This window comes from Streptomyces sp. NPDC032198, assembly GCF_040636975.1.
GTDB lineage: Bacteria > Actinomycetota > Actinomycetes > Streptomycetales > Streptomycetaceae > Streptomyces.
Genome location: NZ_JBEZVL010000013.1, coordinates 269,815 through 286,182 on the forward strand (window position 1 = coordinate 269,815; position 16,368 = coordinate 286,182).

The following is a 16,368-nucleotide window of genomic DNA, read 5'->3' on the forward strand; positions in this document are numbered from 1 at the left end:
TCGGGGCGCCCCTACGCGTACGCCCCGAGGACATCCCGGGGACGAAGGCCGAGGCCGTGGTGGTGGGCGGGGAGGTGACGGTCGGGTAGCGCCGGGACGCCGTTCAGCAGAGGTCCTCGACCGCCTTGACGACCTGACCGGCGCCGTCCTCCGCCCCCATCCGGCGGGCGACGGCACCGGCGGCCTTCCGGTACGTGGGCTCACTCACCGCACGCCGGATCTGCTCGGCGAGGCGCTCCGCCGTGAGCTCCTTGAACGGGACGGGCGCGGTGGCCGCGCCGAGAGCGGCGATGCGCGATGCCCAGAAGGGCTGGTCCGCCGTAACGGGCACGGGAATCGCGGGCACCCCGGCCCGCAGCGCCGCCGCGGTGGTCCCGGCGCCCGCGTGGTGGACCACGGCGGCCATCCGCGGGAAGAGGAGCGCGTGGGGCACCTCGTCCACGGTGAGGATGTCGTCGCCGCGCGCCATCAGCCCGGCCCGTCCCTCCTGGAGGACTCCCCGCAGCCCGGCCCTGCGCAGCGCGGTCACGGCCAGCTCGCTCAGCCGCGCGCCGTCCCCCGCGGCCATGCTGCCGAATCCGATGAAGACGGGCGGCGGCCCGGCCCGCAGGAAGTCTTCGAAGGAGGCGGGCAGCGGGGTGTCCGGCTCATGGTGCGGCCACCAGTTGCCGACGACGTCGAGGCCGTCACGCCAGTCCGCGGGCCGGGGCACGACGGCGGCGCTGAACCCGTGCAGGACCGGCCACCGGGCCGCTTCCTGTCGCCGCCGGGCGGCACCCCTGCTCTCCCGGGGCAGCGAGAGGCGTGCCCGCAGGTCCGCGACCGCGTCGGCGTAGACACGGTCGGCCATGCGCGAGGCGAAGCGGCCGAGCGCCCGGTTGCCGGGGCCGCCGAGCGACCTGCCGCCGCTCACCACCGGGGCGAACTCCCGTGTGGGGTGGGTGGGTTGCAGATAGACACCCAGGGCCGGCACGTCCATCGACTCGGCGAGCTGCCGGCCCAGGGGCGCCGTGGTGGTCGAGAGCAGCAGCACGTCGGCGCCGGGCTCCGCGGCTTCCAGGAGCCCCGCGCCCAACTCCCGCACGAACGCGGCTGCCGTGCGCATCAGCTGCCGGTTTCCGCCGCGGCCCGCGCCGCCGGTATCGGCGGGCAACGGACGAAAGCCGAGCCCGGCCCCCCGCACGAGTGGCGCGAAGGGCTCCTGGGTGGCCAGGGTGACATCGTGCCCGGCCTCGCGCAGCCGAGCACCTAGCCCGGTGTACGGGGCGACATCACCGTACGACCCGGCGGCGGCGACAAGGACCCTCATCGCTCCCCCACCCCGTCCGCGACCTGCCCCGCGTTGGCCCGTATCGCCGCATGCAGGAACTCGGCCAGGCCGGGGAGCTGCTCCGAAGGGGGGATGACGAGGGCGTAGGCGCGGGGGTCTGCCGCGTAGTCGGCGGCGATGCGCAGGTGCATGGCGGGTGGGCAGGGTGTGAACCAGCGGCTGATGTGCAGGCGGTGTTCCTCGGCGAGGGCCATGGCCCGCTTCCCCTCGGCGGGCTCGCCCTCGGCGAAGGCCTTGATGAGGTCGGTCCGCCAGGCCGCCGCCTCGCCCATGATCCGGGCCCAGGCCTCCTTGGAGTGGGCGGCGGCGCGGCTCATCGCTTCCCGGTGTCCCGCGCTGTTCTCCCACTTGAGCCCGGCCTCGGTGGCGTAGCTCAGGTCGAAGGTGATCTCGCCGAACACCTCGAACCGCTCCTGGGGGCCGAGCGGCACGCCGGTCTGCTGCACCTCCATGGCCCGCTCGGCCACTTCCACCAGGCGTCCCAGCTTGCCGATCTGCTCCACCAGCGCCTTGCGCCGGGCCCTCAGCTGGTCGAGCGCGTTGGCCTGCGGGTCCTCGAGGATCTCCGCGATCTCCTCCAGGGCGAAGCCGAGTTCGCGGTAGAAGAGGATCTGCTGGAGGCGGGCCAGGTCGGCCTCACCGTACAGGCGGTACCCTCCCGGGCTCCGCTCGCTGGGCACGAGCAGCCCGGACCGGTCGTAGTGATGCAGCGTGCGGACGGTGACCCCCGCGAACCCGGAGACCTGCCCCACCGTGTAACTCATGGACCTCGCCTTTCGTCGCGTACAGCCTGCGGCCTGACGTGGCGTGAGGGTCAAGTCACCCGGGTTCACCGCTCAGCCGCGCCCTCCGCATCGGCCGTGCCCGACGATCAGCCTTGCTCGACGATCAGCCGTGCTCGACGGCCGGCGGGGCGAACGTGATCCGGGTCAGCGAGCCGTCGTCCGTCCACCTGACCTCTACGGTGTCGGCCGTGGCGCTCACCACGGTGGCCGCGTCCGCCAACGGCCCGGGGTCCGGCTCCGCGGTGAGCGTGGCCAGCGACGCGTACACGGCCGTGCCCTCCGCATCGGCCGTGAGGCGCGGCAGGCGGGCCCACCGGGTGAAGGCCGTGCCCTGGGGTGCGCGCGGCTCGTCCTGGTCCGTCCAGCCGTGCAACGGGTGGAGCGCGGAGAGCAGGGGCTCCTCGGGGCCCGTCGCCCAGCCCGTGTGCGTGACGCGGGCGCCGGGCGGTGCGCCGACGACGCGGTGCACACGCAGTTCGTGGCGCCCCTTGGCCACGGTGACGCTCTCCACGCGCAGCCCCGGCACCATGGGCGGGCCGCTCACGAAGGCGGGGGTGTGCCGGGACGCGGCCCAGCCCCACCCGTCGCCCTGACCTGCGCCCAGCGGCTGGATGCGGGTGCGGGCGCTGCGTACTCCCGCCACCTCGACAGCGATGTGGTTGTCCGGGGTGTTGCCGCGTGCCGTGGGGCCGGTCCGTGTGGAGTAGGCGTGGCGGGCGTAGAGCGGGTCCTCGTGGGCCGCCGACTCGGCCTCGTGCGGGCGCGCGTGGTCACTGCCGTGGTTGTGCAGCCGTACGATCCCGTCGGCGCGAGTGCTCTGCACGAGGAGGCCGGGTGCGGGCAGCGCGAGGACCGTGTCGCGGTTCTCGCTGGGGGCGGGTTCCTCCGTGGCGGTCCACAGCGGGTGGCCGGCCGGTGCCAGCAGGCCGACGAAAGCCTTCGACGCCCAGTACGGCGACGCGGGGCCGGAGTAGGACTGGAGGGTCGCGTCGTGCGGGCCGTGCCAGCCGAGGCTCAGGAGTCCGTCGGCCGCGACGGAGCCGCGGTCGAGGAAGTAGCGCAGAGACCCGCTGAGGATCCGGCGCGAGGCGCCGGGTGTCAGGGGTGTGTGGCCGGTGAGGGCGCCCAGGGCCACGGAGGCGCCCGCGGCGAAGCGGTAGGTCAGGGAGCGGCCGAAGTGGATCGGGGCGCCGTCGGCGCCGAAGAGCAGCCCGAAGCTCTCCAGGTGTGCGTGGAGGCGGGCGCCGTACGTGGCCAACTGTTCTGCGTCGGACGCCAGTTGAGCGTCCAGCGTCGGGTACAGGTGCAGCGCCCAGCCGTTGTAGTGGTCGAAGGCGCGGCCGTCGCCATCGGCGTACCAGCCCTGGCCGCGGTACCAGGTCTCCAGGAGCCCGAGCGCCCGCTCGCGCACCCTGGCCGTCTCCGCGTCACCGCGCCCCACCGACTCCAGGAATCCGGCCACGGTGTAGGGGAAGAGGTACCAGTTGTTGGGTGCGGGGACATGGCGTATCGCGCCGCGCAGCCACTCCTCCGCCCGGTCCTGTACGTCGGTGTCGAGCCGGTCCCACAGCCAGGGGCGGGTCAGCCGCAGGCCGAGGGCGACGGACGCGGACTCGACCATCGGCTGGCCCTGGACCTGGTGGTCGAGGATCACCGGCCAGGACTCGGCGTCGTCGCGGCCGGGTGTACGGGTGCCCGCCGCGAGCCCCGACGCGTACCGGTCGAGCCAGCCGTGCGGGTCCTTGCCCTCGGCGCCCGCCACGCGGAACGCGGCGGCCAGGAAGGTGCGGGCGTAGCCCTCAAGGCCGTCCGAGCGCACACCGGACGCCGAGGGGCGGCCCGGCAGGTCGAGCAGGGCACCGCGGGGTGTCGCCCACTTCCAGGCGGCGCCCAGGAGACCGTCGGCGGCGGCCTCCCAGTGCTCGCGCGTGTAACCGGTGTGGGGGCTCAACTCCCGGTCGTCTTCAGGCAGTCCGGGGAATCCGGACGGTCCGGGGATGCTCATGCGAGGTAGGCCAGCCTTTCGCGTCGTACGGCATGGGCGAAACCGTCGCCCGCGGCCCAGCGGCCGAGCTCGGTGACGGCGAGATCGGCGAGGCGCCCCCACTCGTTGCCCTGCGAACCCGCCAGGTGGGGGGTGATCATGACGTGGTCGCACTCCCACAACGGGTGCTCGGGAGGCAGGACTTCGGGGTCGGTGACATCGAGGACGGCGCGGACCCGGCCGGCCAGCGCGGCTTCGGTGAGGGCGTCCTGGTCGAGCACCGCGCCGCGGGCCGTGTTGATGAGCACCGCCTCGTGGCGCATCGCGGCGATCAGCTCACGGCCGACCAGGCCGCGGGTGGCGGGCAGCAGCGGGGTGTGGACGCTGACGACGTCGCTGCCCGCGAAGAGCTCCCCGATGCCGACCGGGCGTACGCCGAGCTCAAGGGCCTCCTCGTCGGAGACGTACGGGTCGTGCAGCAGGACCTGGAAGTCGTACGGGCGGAGGAGTTCGATGACGCGGCGGCCGATCATCGAGGCGGAGAGGATGCCGACCGTACGGCCGTAGTTGCCCACGCCGTGCGACAGGCCGAGCCATGCGTCGCGGCGCCGGGTGGCCTTGAACTCGCGCGCCCGCTCCATGACGTGCTTGCCGCTGAGCAGGATCATGGCGACGGTGTACTCGGCGACGGGCAGGGCGTTGGCCGCCGCAGCCGACGACACCTCGATGCCCCGGTCCCAGCACTCCGGGGTGATGTGGCCGCGTACCGACCCCGCGGTGTGGACGACGGCCCGCAGCCGGGGCGCCGCCGCGAGCGCGGCGGCGTCCAGCGGCGGACAGCCCCAGCCGGTGACCAGGACCTCCATGTCGCGGAGCACGGAGCGTGCCTCTTCGGTGGTGAAGTCGTCCAGGACGGTGTCCGGCGCCAGATCGCAGACCTGGCCGAGCGCGGCCAGGGCGTCGGGGCCGAGCACGGCCTGCGCCGCGTCCCGGCCCATGGCGAGCGCCGCACGCGGACGGTGGCTGCCGTTCATCAACACATTCCCTTTCACGTGGTCCACATGGTGCACACGGCTCACTTGACCGAGCCGACCGTGAGACCCGACTTCCAGAAGCGCTGCAGCAGGACGAAGGCGAGGATCAGCGGCAGCACCGCGAGGAGCGAGCCCATGATCACCACGGGGTAGTACTCGGGCGAGACGGTGGCCGAACTGTTCCACGTGTAGAGGCCGAGGCTGACCGGGTACAGCTTCTCGTCCGAAAGCATCACCATCGGCAGGAAGAAGTTGTTCCAGATGGCGGTGAGCTGGAAGAGGAACACCGTGACCAGGCCGGGGCCCAGCATCCGCAGGGAGACGCGCACATAGGTGGTGAGCTCCCCCGCACCGTCCACCCGGGCCGCTTCGAGGACCTCGTCGGGCACGTATCCCTGGCTGAAGATCCGCCCCAGATAGACGCCGAACGGGTTGAAGAGGACCGGGATGAACACCGCCCAGAAGGTGTCGACGACGCCCGTGGCCGACGCCATCAGATACAGCGGCAGCGCGAGCACGGTCTGCGGCACCATGACCGCCGCGAGCACCAGGCCGAAGGCCTTCTCCTTGTGCGGGAAGCGGTACTTGTCGAAGGCATAACCGCAGGCGACGCTCACCAGTGCGCTGATCGCGGCGCCCAGGACGGCGTACAGGAGGCTGTTGGTGTACCAGCGGCCGTAGAGGCCGCCGTCCATCGCGAACAGGTCGCGCAGGTTCCGCACGAAGGAGAAGTCGGTCAGCGAGAAGAAGTTGCTGCTGAACAGGGCGTCGCGGTTCTTGGAGGCGGCGAGCACCAGCCACAGGACGGGCAGCAGGGTGTAGAGGACCGCGATGCCGACCACGGTGTTGACGACGGTGCGGCCCAGGAGGCGGGGGCGGTGCGCGGTGAGGGTGTCGGCGCTCATCGTGCGGCCTCCTTCTGGGAGCGGTTGGTCCAGCGGGTGACGCCGTACGACAGGGCGACCGTGCACAGGAGCAGGATCACCGAGGCAGCGGCGGCGAGGCCGTAGTTGTTGCGGGTGAAGGCCGCGTCGTAGATGTACATGCTGGGTGAGAAGCGCGAGTTGATCATCGGGGACGACTGGCTGAGCAGCATCGGTTCGGTGAACAGCTGCATCGCCCAGATCAGGGTGAACATGGCGACCATGACGATCGAGGAGCGTACGAGGGGCGCCTTGACCTGGAGTGCGGTGCGCACCGCTCCGGCGCCGTCGACCACGGCGGCCTCGATCACTTCGCGGGGCACGGCCTGCAGGGCGGCGTAGAAGATGACCACGTTGTAGCCGAGGTTGCTCCACAGGGCGATGTTCACGATCGACGGGAGCACGGTGTTCACCCCGAGGAAGTCGATGTGGATGTCGCCTTTGGAGAGCACGTCGACGACCGGGCTGAGCCCCGGTGTGTAGAGGTACAGCCAGATGAGGGCCGCGATGATGCCGGGCACCGCGTGCGGCAGGAAGAGCCCCAACTGGGCCCAGGCGCGCAGCCGTACGACGCCCGAGTCGAGCAGCAGGGCGAGGGAGAGGGCGCCGATCACCATCAGCGGGATGTAGATCAGGCAGTAGAGGGCGACCAGCCCGAGGCTGCCGAGGAAGGTCGGGTCGGTCAGGACGGCCGTGTAGCTGCGCAGGCCGACGAAGACCGTGTGTTCCGGGCCGAAGCCGAGGCCCGGCTGGTCGTCGCTGAAGAAGCTCAGCCAGACCGCGGTGCCGACCGGTATCAGGAAGACCGTCACCAGCAGGATCAGGAAGGGGGTCATCAGGACACCGCACGCCATGTGTTCACGTCGTCGCGCCCGCGTGCGGCCGCCGCGGGCGGTGACGGGGGCGTCGGCGGTGCGGGTGGCACGGGCCGGGGGCGCGGTCGTGGTCATCGGGGGTCACCTGCCTCTCTGCTGGTGCTCGTCGCGTTCAGGGGCTCCGGTCGCGCCGGGGCGGTCATGTGCTGTGCTCGGTGATGGAGAGGCCGAGGGCCTTGATGTCGGGCATCGTTCCGTCGTGCGCGGCGCGTACGGCGTCGATGAGCGAGCCCTTGCCGCCGCCGGCGCGGGCGAAGCCGTCCTGCATCACCCGCTGGGTGGCGGTCATCCGCGGGCCCCAGACCCAGCCGTCGCGGATCGTCTCGGCCTGCTGCTCGAAGAGGCGGTAGATGTCCTGGCCCGAGTAGTAGGAGCGGTCGAAGGCCTTGCGGCCCACGGCGACCAGGTCGGGGACGGCCGGGTACTGGCTGCTGGTGCCGCTGGAGAGGCGGGCGCGCAGGGCGTCGGGGTGCGAGACCTGCCACTCGATGAACTCCATGGCGGCCTCGGGGTGTTCGCTGTCCTTGGTGACGGCGAACGTGGAGCCGCCGTGGGTGCCGACGACCGGGTCGTCGGGGTCCCACTGCGGGAGCGGGGCGATGGCCCACTGGCCCTTCTGGCCCGGTCGCGCGTTCATCTGCGAGCCCGCGTCCCAGGCCCCGCTGAGCCGGGCGAGGGCCAGGCCCTCACTCAGCTGGGAGTCGTAGTGCCTGCTCTCGGTGGCGTTGACGAAGAGGAGGTCGTCGTCGATGAGCCGCTGCCAGTACGCCGCGACCTTCCGGGTCGGACGGTCCGTCAGCGAGACGTTCCAGGCGTTGTCGCGGGTGTCGAACCACTGGGCGCCCGCCTGCCACGCCCACGCGGCGAACTGGGTGCCGCCGTCGGTGGGGAAGACCGCGATGCGCCGGTCGCCCGCCTTGTCCCGTACGGTGCGGGCGGCCCGGGTGAACTCGTCCCAGGTGCGCGGGACGTGGATGCCGTACCGGTCGAACAGGTCGGCGCGGTAGTGCAGCACCATCGGCTCCACGTCGAGCGGGACGGTGAAGACCCGCTTCTCGAAGGTGGTGAGGCCCAGCGCCTGCGGCAGCAGCTTGGCGCGCAGCCGGTCGCTGAGGAGTGAGGTGATGTCCCGGAGGACGCCGTCGATGGCGAAGCCGGGGACCTGGGGGTACTCGATGGTGGCCACGTCCGGGGCGTTTCCGGCCCGGGCGGCGTTGCTGAGCTTGGCGTATCCGCCCATGGCGCCGGACGGGATCTGCTGGAACTCGACCTGGATGCGGTCGTGGGTCTTGTTGAACGCGTCGACCACTTCCTGGCTTCCGCGCAGTGCGGACCAGAAGGTGACGCGTGTGGTGCCGCCCTTGCTGCTCGACGTACGGCCCGTGCTGCCCGAACAGGCGCTGAGCGCACCTGCCATGGGAACTGCGGCTGTCACGGCGAGCAGGGACCGGCGGCTCGGTCGACCAGGCATGGGTGCCTCCCGCGGCTCTTGTTCGGGACACGGGAATCCTGATCGCGTGAACGGTGACGGTCAATAGACCGATCAAAAGAAACTGAAGCGGTCAAACGATCCCGACGTTCGTGGTGGATCCGCGGACCTTGAGCTCCGGCAGCAGCTGCACCCGCTGCGCCGGCCCGGCGCCCGCTCCCGCCAACTCGTCGAGCCTGCGCAGCAGAAGCCCGGCCGCCGTCCGCCCCACCTCGTGCTTCGGCGGGGACACGGCGGTCAGCGGAGTACTGCCGAGCGCGGCCACCACATCGTCGTACGCCACCACCGAGCAGTCCTGCGGCACCCGCACCCCGCGGTCCATGAGCTGCTGGACGAGCATCAGGGCGTCGACGTCACCGTGCAGGACGGCGGCCGTCGCCCCGCGCTCGCGGAGCCGCGCCGCGAGGTCCAGCGGCTCGCGCGCCCGGCCGGGGCCCGCGCCCTCGGCGCTGAGCATGATGCTCCAGTCCTCGACGTCGGGCCGCGCTGCGGCGATGTCGGCGAAGGCGACCCGCAGCGCGCGGGCCGTCGGGCTGTCGTCGCGCGCGGCCAGGACGATCCGCCGGTGGCCGAGCCGGACGAGGTGGTCGACGGCGAGGTGGATGCCGTACCAGTGGTCGGTGCAGACCGAGTCCATGGCGTGCAGCGCACTGCCCGCGCGCGGCCTCCGCTCCATCAGGACGGTGGGCACGCCCGAAGCCGCGAGCCAGGCGTAGTCCGCCTCCTCCTCGGCCTCGGTGCGCCAGCGTGGGGCGATGAGCAGACCCCGCACGCCGTCGGCCAACACCCGCTCGACCAGCGGCCGTTCGGCACCCTCCACCTGCGGAGCGATGTGCAGGGCGACGCGCATTCCGGCCTCGCCGAGGACGCCCCGGGCGCCGTGCATCGTCTCGTACAGGTAGGTGTGCCGCTCCGGCACCATCAGCGCCACGGCCCCGCCGCTCGCCACGGGTGTGGCGGGCGCGGCGTGGTGCTCCACGGGCCCGACCGACCGCGCCACCCCGTGCCCGCGCCGCAACTTGCCCTCCTGGGCCAGGTCTTCGACGTCGCGGCGCACGGTGATCACCGAGACCTCGAGATCGTCGGCGAGATCACTCAGCCGCGCCTCGCCACGCGACTCCAGGACGGCGAGTATCCGCTGCCGCCTGACATCCCTCGGCTCCCGCATGCTGCCTGCCCCCTCGCGACGTACCCATCAGGTGTTCGTTTGAGCGTTTCGCTGGAGGATATCGATCGCGGCCCCGTCTGTGTCCAGGTCGGCGATGTTCGTCACTGGCGGCTGAGGGAGCGGGTGATGCCGGCCGCGACCGTGGTGACGAGCACCCAGCCCGTGGCGACCAGCAGATACGAGAGCCACTGGTACCAGCCGTCCGGCGCGAACGCCGACTCCTGGCCGAAGCCGATGATCGGGAGGAGCAGGTCGAGCGTGTAGAAGACGGGGTTGAAATCGGGGGCCTCGTCGGACTTCAGCGGGCGCGGATGGTGCAGGGCGAAGGCGAGCGCGCCGGCGAGCAGCAGGACGAGCAGCCATCCGGCGGCGCGCATCGGCCGGAACCCGTAGCCCACCGTCACGTCCTGGAGGTGGCCCCACACCCTCGCGTACGGGGGCAGGGTGCGCCGGTGGCGGCGGAGCTTGGCCAGCTGCACGGTGCGGGCGGCGGCCTCGTCGCCCACCGTGCGGTACGCCGCGGCCAACTGCTCGTAGCCCTGCGGGAGATAGCCGCCCGCCTCGCGCTCAAGGAGCGGCAGCCGCTGCTCGGCGGGCAGGTGCGGGGCCAGCCGCTGGTACGCGAGACCGTCGAGCTTGACCTGGCCCGGCCACACCTCGGGAGGGACGTGCAGCAGGTCGAGCTGGGAGCGGCGCAGGTTCACGATGCCCTGGATCGGAGCGGCTTCCCGCAGCCACAGCTCGCCGACGACACAGCTGCTGGCGCGCAGGGCCGTGCCGCCGGGGTGGGAGAGACGGGCGTGGGCGAGATTGACGTGCCGCGGGATTCTGGCGCCGCTCAGGTTGAGCGTGCCGTGGGCGCGCAGCCGCATGGCCCGCAGATCGGTGCCGACCGACAAGGTCTCGGCGTGCAGGGCGGCTTCACCGGGGGTGCGGGTGCTCAGGTCGGCGTCGTCGAGGTTGACCAGGCCTCCGACGGTGGCGCCGTTCAGCCGGACCTGGCCATGGGCCACCAGGCCGACGGCCCATACGTCGGTGCCGATCGTCGCGTGGTTCAGCTGCAGCACCGCTTCGGCGGCCTCCGCGGGGCCGGGGGCGGGCGGCTCGTCAGGGGCGGGACCGAGCTCCGCCCCGTTGGCGAAGAACGCCCCGGTGATCTGGGCGCCCGCGAGCCGCACGGGGCCCGTTATCCGGCAGCAGGTGATCCGCAGGACGAGCTCCACCCGGAGGGTTCCCGCCGTAAGACCCGGCAGGACCGAGTCGCTCAGGACCAGGGCGCGGACCCGCGCTCCGTACAGGTTCGGTGTCTCCTCGAAGTGACAGGACCGCAGTCGTACGGGGTGCTCGACCGTTCCGTACATGAGGTCGAGCCGCCCGGTGATGCGTGCACCCGTCAGCTTCATGCCGGCTATCTCGCCGTCCCGTGTCGGCCCGTTGAGCAGCAGTGCCCGCAGCACTTCGGCGCGCACGGTCCGCTCGGGCCCCCAGGAGTCACCGCCCCGGGGGTGGTCGTCGGGGCCCTCGCGGAAGTCGACGCCCTCGCCGAGCGTGAACGCCTGCCAGACGCGGTGCTCCGCCGGTGTCAGGTCGGTGATCTCCATCGGCGGGATGCTTTCGTGGGTGCTCCGGGCTGTCAACTGCGGGCTTGAGTGCGGTTGGTGCGGATCGGCGTGCAGCGGCCCGGGACTTAATTCGTAATGGGATCCATTTTCATATAGCCTCGGTTCCGCACCGTCGAGAGAGGACCAGGACCATGGCCGTACCCAAGCGGAAGATGTCCCGCAGCAACACCCGCCACCGCCGCGCCCAGTGGAAGGCCACCACGCCGCGGCTCGTGCCGGTCACCGTCGACGGCTCGGCCTATCTGGTGCCCCAGCACCTCGCCAAGGCGTATGAGCGCGGCCTGCTGCGCCCCGAGGGCTGACCGCCGGCGCGCACGCGTACCCGCCGCCTCACAGCAGGAGACGCAGCAGCTGCGTGCAGGCCTCCCCCTCGTCCGCGTGCCGGGCGAGGGGGTGATGCGTTCCGCGTTCGTACGTTCCGGTCTCCCACGCCCCGCCGTCCCCGGTTCTCCGCAGGTAGACGAAGTCGGGAGGCGTGGGGGCCGGTTCGTGGACGCCCTCGATCCAGTAGTAGCCGTCGGCGACACCGGCCTCGCGCAGCGCGGCGGGCAGTCCACGGATGTCCATCGGCGCGCTAGCCGTTCGCGGGCTCGAGGTAGCCGTGGTCGAGCAGCCACTTCACGTTCAGGCGCTGCCCCTCGCCCGGGTCCAGGAACACCGGGTCGAGCTTGATCTGCTGGCCGCCGCCGGGCTGCGCGAACCAGGGGGCGATGCCGCCCTGCCAGACGGAGAACGGCTTGCTCACCTCGTAGACGCGGTAGTCGCAGGCGACGGCGGCGTCACGGGTGTTGAGGTTCTGCGGGGGCAGCGCGCGCTCGGCGTACGAGTCACCGGCGGGGGCCAGGAACGACCCGAACTCCGAGCCGAAGCGGTCGAGGAGCTCACCTTCCGCCAGCTCCTCGGGGTGCTTGTCGACCCGGCCGTTGACCGTCTCGAAGCCGTCGTTCGGCGGGTACTTCCAGCCGCCCGATTCGGCCGGGCCTTCCCAGTACTTCTTCAGGAAGGACGACGGCGAGAGGCTGCCCGTGCGCTTCCACCCCTTGAGCAGCGGGCCGACCGGCTGCTGCCACTTCTTGGGCAGCCACTTCGGGCCGAGGCGGGCGTCCTTGTGGAACTCTCCGGTGCAGGGCTCGTGCGGCGCCGACGACGCAGACGGCCCGGCCGCCGTCGCGGGCTGCTTCTGCTCGGCCGCCGCTGCCGTCGCGGTGGGTGCGGCCGCCATCGCGGTCGCCACTCCCAGCGCGGCCAGCACAGTACGTATGCGGATCACTGAACTGCGGTCCACTCAGCAACTCCTCGTATCACCACGGGAAATGAAAAACAGCCCGCGAACCGTATCCGAGTGGTGGCTGTCAGTGGTCAGCTTCCGGCACGGTGAGCCAGATCCGGCCATCGCGTCCCGGCGGTGGTCCGGAGCGGGCCGGCGTTCCCCGCGAGCCGCCGTGAGAGTGGAAGTCCGACGGCTCCCGGGGGCACGCGGGTGTGCCGCGCCAAGCGCGACGGGAGGGTGCCGCAAGCTGCGGGCGAGGAGCCTTTCCTATCGCCTGAGGAGCTGGTAATCGACATGCTCGGACTGTTCCGCACGCACCGTGCCGGACGCCTGCTGACCACGTTGAGCTGTGCGTTCGCCGCCGTGTCCGTCCCGCTGTTCCCGTCGGGGGACGCCTTCGCGTCGGCCGGGGACGGCCCGGCCGGCAGGGCCGTGGCCGCGCCGCTTCCCGGTGGACTCGGCCCCTGCGTACCGGGCACCTGCCCGCCGGGCCCGTACCCGCCCGTCACCAATGACCCCGTCAGATTCCGCGACAACGCGATCAACGTCTTCGCGGGCGGCGATTTCCGGGTGCGCGGGAGCGCCGCGGAGGCCGAGGGGCGCGTCGTCGTCCTCGGCGACTTCGACCAGGACAAGGCGGCCGGTGTCAGCGCCGTCTACAACGTCGGCGAGGCGGGCGTCGGCTCCAAGGTCGCGCCTGACGTCGGCACCGACTGGCTCACCACCGGGGGCGACGTCACGATCGCCACGGGCGAGCGGCTTCTCGCCGAGGCGGGGGTCGTCCGTCACGCCGGTACGGCGAGCGGCACGATCCTCGCCCAGCGTGTGGTCAAGGACCCGGACGCGGCGGCGCCGTACGCCGCGCTGCGCGGTCAGCTCAACGTGGCCAGCCAGTGCTACGCGCACGGGGAAGCCGGCACGCGTACGGCGACCGGTACGGCCAAGCACGGCGGCGGCGAGACGCTGTTCACCGGGGACGGCACATCCGCGCTCCAGGTGTTCAACGTCGACTTCGACCTGGCCAGTGCCAGTGGCGGGCAGGAGGGCATCCGGTTCGCGAACATTCCGGCCGGTGCGACCGTCCTGGTCAACGTGCTGGGCACGCGGCGCGTGCTCAACACGTACAGCGGTGGCATCGACGACGCGACGGACCCGCTCAACGGGCTGCGCGAGCGCCTGCTGTGGAACTTCCCCGACGCGACGGACGTGGAGATCAAGGGGACCGGGCAGTTCCAGGGCAGTGTGCTGATCGGCCAGAACACGTCGGACACGACGGTCAGCGTGCCCGGCGTCAACGGCCGCTTCTTCACGACCGGTTCGATCACCCACACCAGCTCGGCGAGTGGCGGAGGCGGCCAGGAGTTCCACAACTACCCCTTCGTCGGCGACCTGCCCGAGTGCGGGTCCACGCCGACGGTGACCGGCACGGTCGAGGTCGCCAAGAAGGACGCGGCGGACGGGAAGGCGCTGTCCGGGGCGGTCTTCGAGCTCTGGCGCGAGACCAACGGAGTCTTTGGCGTACAGACCTCCGGCGCGAACCCCGACACCCAGGTCGACGCCCCCTGCACCACGGACGCCCAGGGCGAGTGCCGCGCGGCGGTGCCGCTCGGCACGTACTACTGGGTGGAGACCAAGGCCCCCAAGGGGTACGACCTGCCCTCCTCGGCCGCCTTCGGTCCGCTGGTCGTGACCGAGGCCAACGCGCGCCAGGGCGTCAAGGTGACCGCGAAGAACAAGAAGAAGCCCGTTCCGGAGAAGCTGGGCGCCCTGCACGTCGTCAAGAAGGACCGCACCAGCGGCCGACCGCTCGCCGGAGCCGTGTTCGAGCTGTGGCGTGAGACCAACGGCAGGACAGGCCTGCAGACCACGGGCGCGGCCCCGGACACCCGGCAGGGCCAGGGCTGCGCCACGGACGGCCGGGGCCGCTGCGACTTCCGCGACCTGCGCCTTGGCACCTACTACCTCAGGGAGACCGCTGTACCTGACGGCTACCGCCTGCCCTCCCCCGCTGTCACCGGCCCGTACCGGCTGACCGAGGACAACGCCGCCAAGGGCGTCACCGTCCGGCTGAGCAATGTGCGGGACGACACGGACAAGAAGGGCCGCAGGAGCTGAGCCCCGAGTGAGGCCCGCGCAACGGCGGCTGACGGCTGCTCAGCCGCCGGTGCCGGGCTTCGTGCCCCAGACGTAGATCCGGTCGCCCTTGCGCAGCAGGGCGTAGAGCCTCTTCGCGTCCGGCACCGTCAGGTTCACGCAGCCGCCGGAACCGGCGGAGAAGAGGTCGTGGCTGGTGCCGTGCAGGGCCTGGCCGCCGTTGAAGAACTGGGCGTACGGCATCGGCACCTGGTAGATCGTCGAGAAGTGGTCCCGGTGCTTCCAGTAGATCCGGTGCCAGCCGCGCCGCGTCTCCAGACCGTCCCGGCCGCTGCGCATCGGCACCGGCGCGAAGACGAGACGCCGCCCCACCTGCACCCACAGGATCTGCCGGGTCAGATCCACGCAGACCACTCGGTACGCCGGGGACGGACAGCCCCGGCGGGCTGCGGGGTCACGCCCCACCTTGTCGGCGACCATCGTCCGGTACGTGCGCAGCGACGCGCTGCCGTCGGCCGGCGAGATGCCGAGCCGCCGCTGCAGTTGCCGGATCGCCGCGCAGTCCTGGGGCGACTGGACCCCGTCGACCGGTCGGCGTACCTCCCGCTCCAGCTCGCGCTGATAGGGGGCGGTGCCCGCCGTGCACGGGGGCTCGGGAGGGGCGGGAGCCGCGGCTGCTGCTGCGGGGGCGGCGGGCAGGGCGAGCAGCAGGACGGTCGCGGCCAGCAAGGGGCGTGGGAGCGCGCGGCGGCGTGGGAGCGCGAGGGTGACGGGGCCAGGACCGGAGAGGGTGCGGCTTCGGCGAATCATGTAATCAGATTTGCCACTTGCTCCCTTTCTAGGCTGGTCTGTTCAGGTTTCCCTCGCAGCCCTCGGGCGTGTCCAGGGCGGCGGGCATGGCGTCCAGGACGGTGAAACTGCGGTCGAGCCGCGTGATGCGCAGGACCCGCCAGACACGCGGACTGCTGCGGACCAGCCGCAGCGTGCGCCGTTTCGAGAGGGTCCTGCCTTTGATGCGTACGAGGAGCCGCAGGCCACCGGCGTCCAGGAACGTCACCTGCCGCAGATCCACCACCACGTCCGTGTCCGGCAGGTCCAGTAACTCCGCTATGCGCGGCGAGAGTTCCTGATCTGCCCAGGCGTCCAGTTCGCCGTGGAACGTCAGAATGATCGATCCGTCCACCACCCGGTGGTGTAGCCCAAAGCCCGGGTCGGGCGTGCCCATGGTCCACCCCCCATTTCCCTACACCCCGCATACGAAGAGTTACGACAACGCGAGCGGCGCGGCCCTGAGGCCGGCGCCCGACGCCGCCGGGGTCTGGGGCGGCACCGCGAATGGCATCTACATCTTGCCCGCTCAGAGCCAGTTCATACCTCCGAGTGACATCACCGGCCACTCCGCGGCGCATATTCACGGTCCATCTATCGCAGTTACTCTCCGTATTCCACGCGCTGTGTGCGACACCGACCGTGCGCCGCGCCGGACAGGCGTAGACACCCGGCGCCACGCCCCGCTCCGGAGAGAAGGGCCGGATCCACTCCGTCCAGGGCCTCGGCGACAGCATGTCCGTGGCGCGGATCCCCGCGCCCGGGCCGGGGCAGGACGGCGGTGAGCTGGAGGGCATCGCTGACGCCCCCGGGAAAGGGGCCACGTTCGGAGCCTCCGCAGGGACGGGCGAACGGCGGCGATCCTGCCGATGGTCGCGCTGATCACGCCGATCGGGCGGACGATGCGGAAGCCGTCGGCGCCTGCGGGGTGAGACCGGCGCCGTGAGCGGTCAGGGCGTCGATGAC

The 16,368-nt window shown here is 71.8% G+C and carries 15 protein-coding genes; 2 read left to right on the forward strand and 13 right to left on the reverse strand.

The window, feature by feature from the left end; all coding sequences use genetic code 11:
• Positions 1 to 103 precede the first annotated feature (103 nt).
• The 9 genes from AB0E78_RS31720 to AB0E78_RS31760 form a co-directional block, all read right to left on the reverse strand.
• Positions 104 to 1,309 carry a glycosyltransferase gene (locus tag AB0E78_RS31720; RefSeq protein WP_361839750.1) on the reverse strand — a complete coding sequence of 402 codons (1,206 nt, stop codon included), beginning with the start codon at positions 1,307 to 1,309 and terminating at the stop codon, positions 104 to 106.
• Positions 1,306 to 2,094: a MerR family transcriptional regulator gene (locus AB0E78_RS31725; protein ID WP_361839752.1), complete on the reverse strand. Its 789-nt coding sequence runs from the start codon at positions 2,092 to 2,094 to the stop codon at positions 1,306 to 1,308. The genes AB0E78_RS31720 and AB0E78_RS31725 overlap by 4 nt, the downstream gene beginning before the upstream one ends.
• 124 nt (positions 2,095 to 2,218) lie before the next feature.
• Positions 2,219 to 4,120, reverse strand: coding sequence for a DUF2264 domain-containing protein (locus tag AB0E78_RS31730; protein ID WP_361839755.1), 1,902 nt, complete (start codon positions 4,118 to 4,120; stop codon positions 2,219 to 2,221).
• Complete coding sequence (locus tag AB0E78_RS31735) at positions 4,117 to 5,133, reverse strand: hydroxyacid dehydrogenase (RefSeq protein ID WP_361839757.1); 1,017 nt, start codon at positions 5,131 to 5,133, stop codon at positions 4,117 to 4,119. Before AB0E78_RS31735 ends, AB0E78_RS31730 begins: the two co-directional genes overlap by 4 nt.
• A gap of 41 nt (positions 5,134 to 5,174) precedes the next feature.
• Positions 5,175 to 6,038: a carbohydrate ABC transporter permease gene (locus tag AB0E78_RS31740; RefSeq protein WP_361839759.1), complete on the reverse strand. Its 864-nt coding sequence runs from the start codon at positions 6,036 to 6,038 to the stop codon at positions 5,175 to 5,177.
• Positions 6,035 to 7,006, reverse strand: a complete 972-nt coding sequence (locus AB0E78_RS31745; protein WP_361839761.1) for a sugar ABC transporter permease — start codon at positions 7,004 to 7,006, stop codon at positions 6,035 to 6,037. Before AB0E78_RS31745 ends, AB0E78_RS31740 begins: the two co-directional genes overlap by 4 nt.
• A 64-nt stretch (positions 7,007 to 7,070) precedes the next feature.
• Positions 7,071 to 8,402 carry an extracellular solute-binding protein gene (locus AB0E78_RS31750; protein WP_361839764.1) on the reverse strand — a complete coding sequence of 444 codons (1,332 nt, stop codon included), beginning with the start codon at positions 8,400 to 8,402 and terminating at the stop codon, positions 7,071 to 7,073.
• Between the two features lie 91 nt (positions 8,403 to 8,493).
• Positions 8,494 to 9,588: a substrate-binding domain-containing protein gene (locus AB0E78_RS31755; RefSeq protein WP_361839766.1), complete on the reverse strand. Its 1,095-nt coding sequence runs from the start codon at positions 9,586 to 9,588 to the stop codon at positions 8,494 to 8,496.
• Positions 9,589 to 9,689: 101 nt separating this feature from the next.
• Positions 9,690 to 11,189 carry a membrane-associated oxidoreductase gene (locus AB0E78_RS31760; protein WP_361839769.1) on the reverse strand — a complete coding sequence of 500 codons (1,500 nt, stop codon included), beginning with the start codon at positions 11,187 to 11,189 and terminating at the stop codon, positions 9,690 to 9,692.
• A 152-nt stretch (positions 11,190 to 11,341) separates the two neighbouring features.
• On the opposite strand from AB0E78_RS31760, the gene rpmF reads away from it, so the two are divergent.
• Complete coding sequence (gene rpmF, locus AB0E78_RS31765; protein ID WP_361839771.1) at positions 11,342 to 11,512, forward strand: 50S ribosomal protein L32; 171 nt, start codon at positions 11,342 to 11,344, stop codon at positions 11,510 to 11,512.
• 28 nt (positions 11,513 to 11,540) lie between these two features.
• Here rpmF and AB0E78_RS31770 read toward each other — a convergent pair whose 3' ends face one another.
• Both AB0E78_RS31770 and AB0E78_RS31775 read right to left on the reverse strand, forming a co-directional pair.
• Complete coding sequence (locus AB0E78_RS31770; RefSeq protein WP_361839773.1) at positions 11,541 to 11,777, reverse strand: hypothetical protein; 237 nt, start codon at positions 11,775 to 11,777, stop codon at positions 11,541 to 11,543.
• Between the two features lie 7 nt (positions 11,778 to 11,784).
• Positions 11,785 to 12,480: a TNT domain-containing protein gene (locus AB0E78_RS31775; protein WP_361839869.1), complete on the reverse strand. Its 696-nt coding sequence runs from the start codon at positions 12,478 to 12,480 to the stop codon at positions 11,785 to 11,787.
• A 294-nt stretch (positions 12,481 to 12,774) separates the two neighbouring features.
• On the opposite strand from AB0E78_RS31775, the gene AB0E78_RS31780 reads away from it, so the two are divergent.
• Positions 12,775 to 14,595 carry a choice-of-anchor A family protein gene (locus AB0E78_RS31780; RefSeq protein WP_361839774.1) on the forward strand — a complete coding sequence of 607 codons (1,821 nt, stop codon included), beginning with the start codon at positions 12,775 to 12,777 and terminating at the stop codon, positions 14,593 to 14,595.
• Between the two features lie 39 nt (positions 14,596 to 14,634).
• Here the strand turns inward: AB0E78_RS31780 and AB0E78_RS31785 are convergent, their stop codons facing one another.
• Together AB0E78_RS31785 and AB0E78_RS31790 are read right to left on the reverse strand one after the other, a co-directional pair.
• Positions 14,635 to 15,384 carry a L,D-transpeptidase gene (locus AB0E78_RS31785; protein ID WP_361839777.1) on the reverse strand — a complete coding sequence of 250 codons (750 nt, stop codon included), beginning with the start codon at positions 15,382 to 15,384 and terminating at the stop codon, positions 14,635 to 14,637.
• A gap of 28 nt (positions 15,385 to 15,412) precedes the next feature.
• Positions 15,413 to 15,799, reverse strand: a complete 387-nt coding sequence (locus tag AB0E78_RS31790) for an STAS domain-containing protein (protein ID WP_361839780.1) — start codon at positions 15,797 to 15,799, stop codon at positions 15,413 to 15,415.
• Between the last annotated feature and the right edge of the window lie 569 nt (positions 15,800 to 16,368).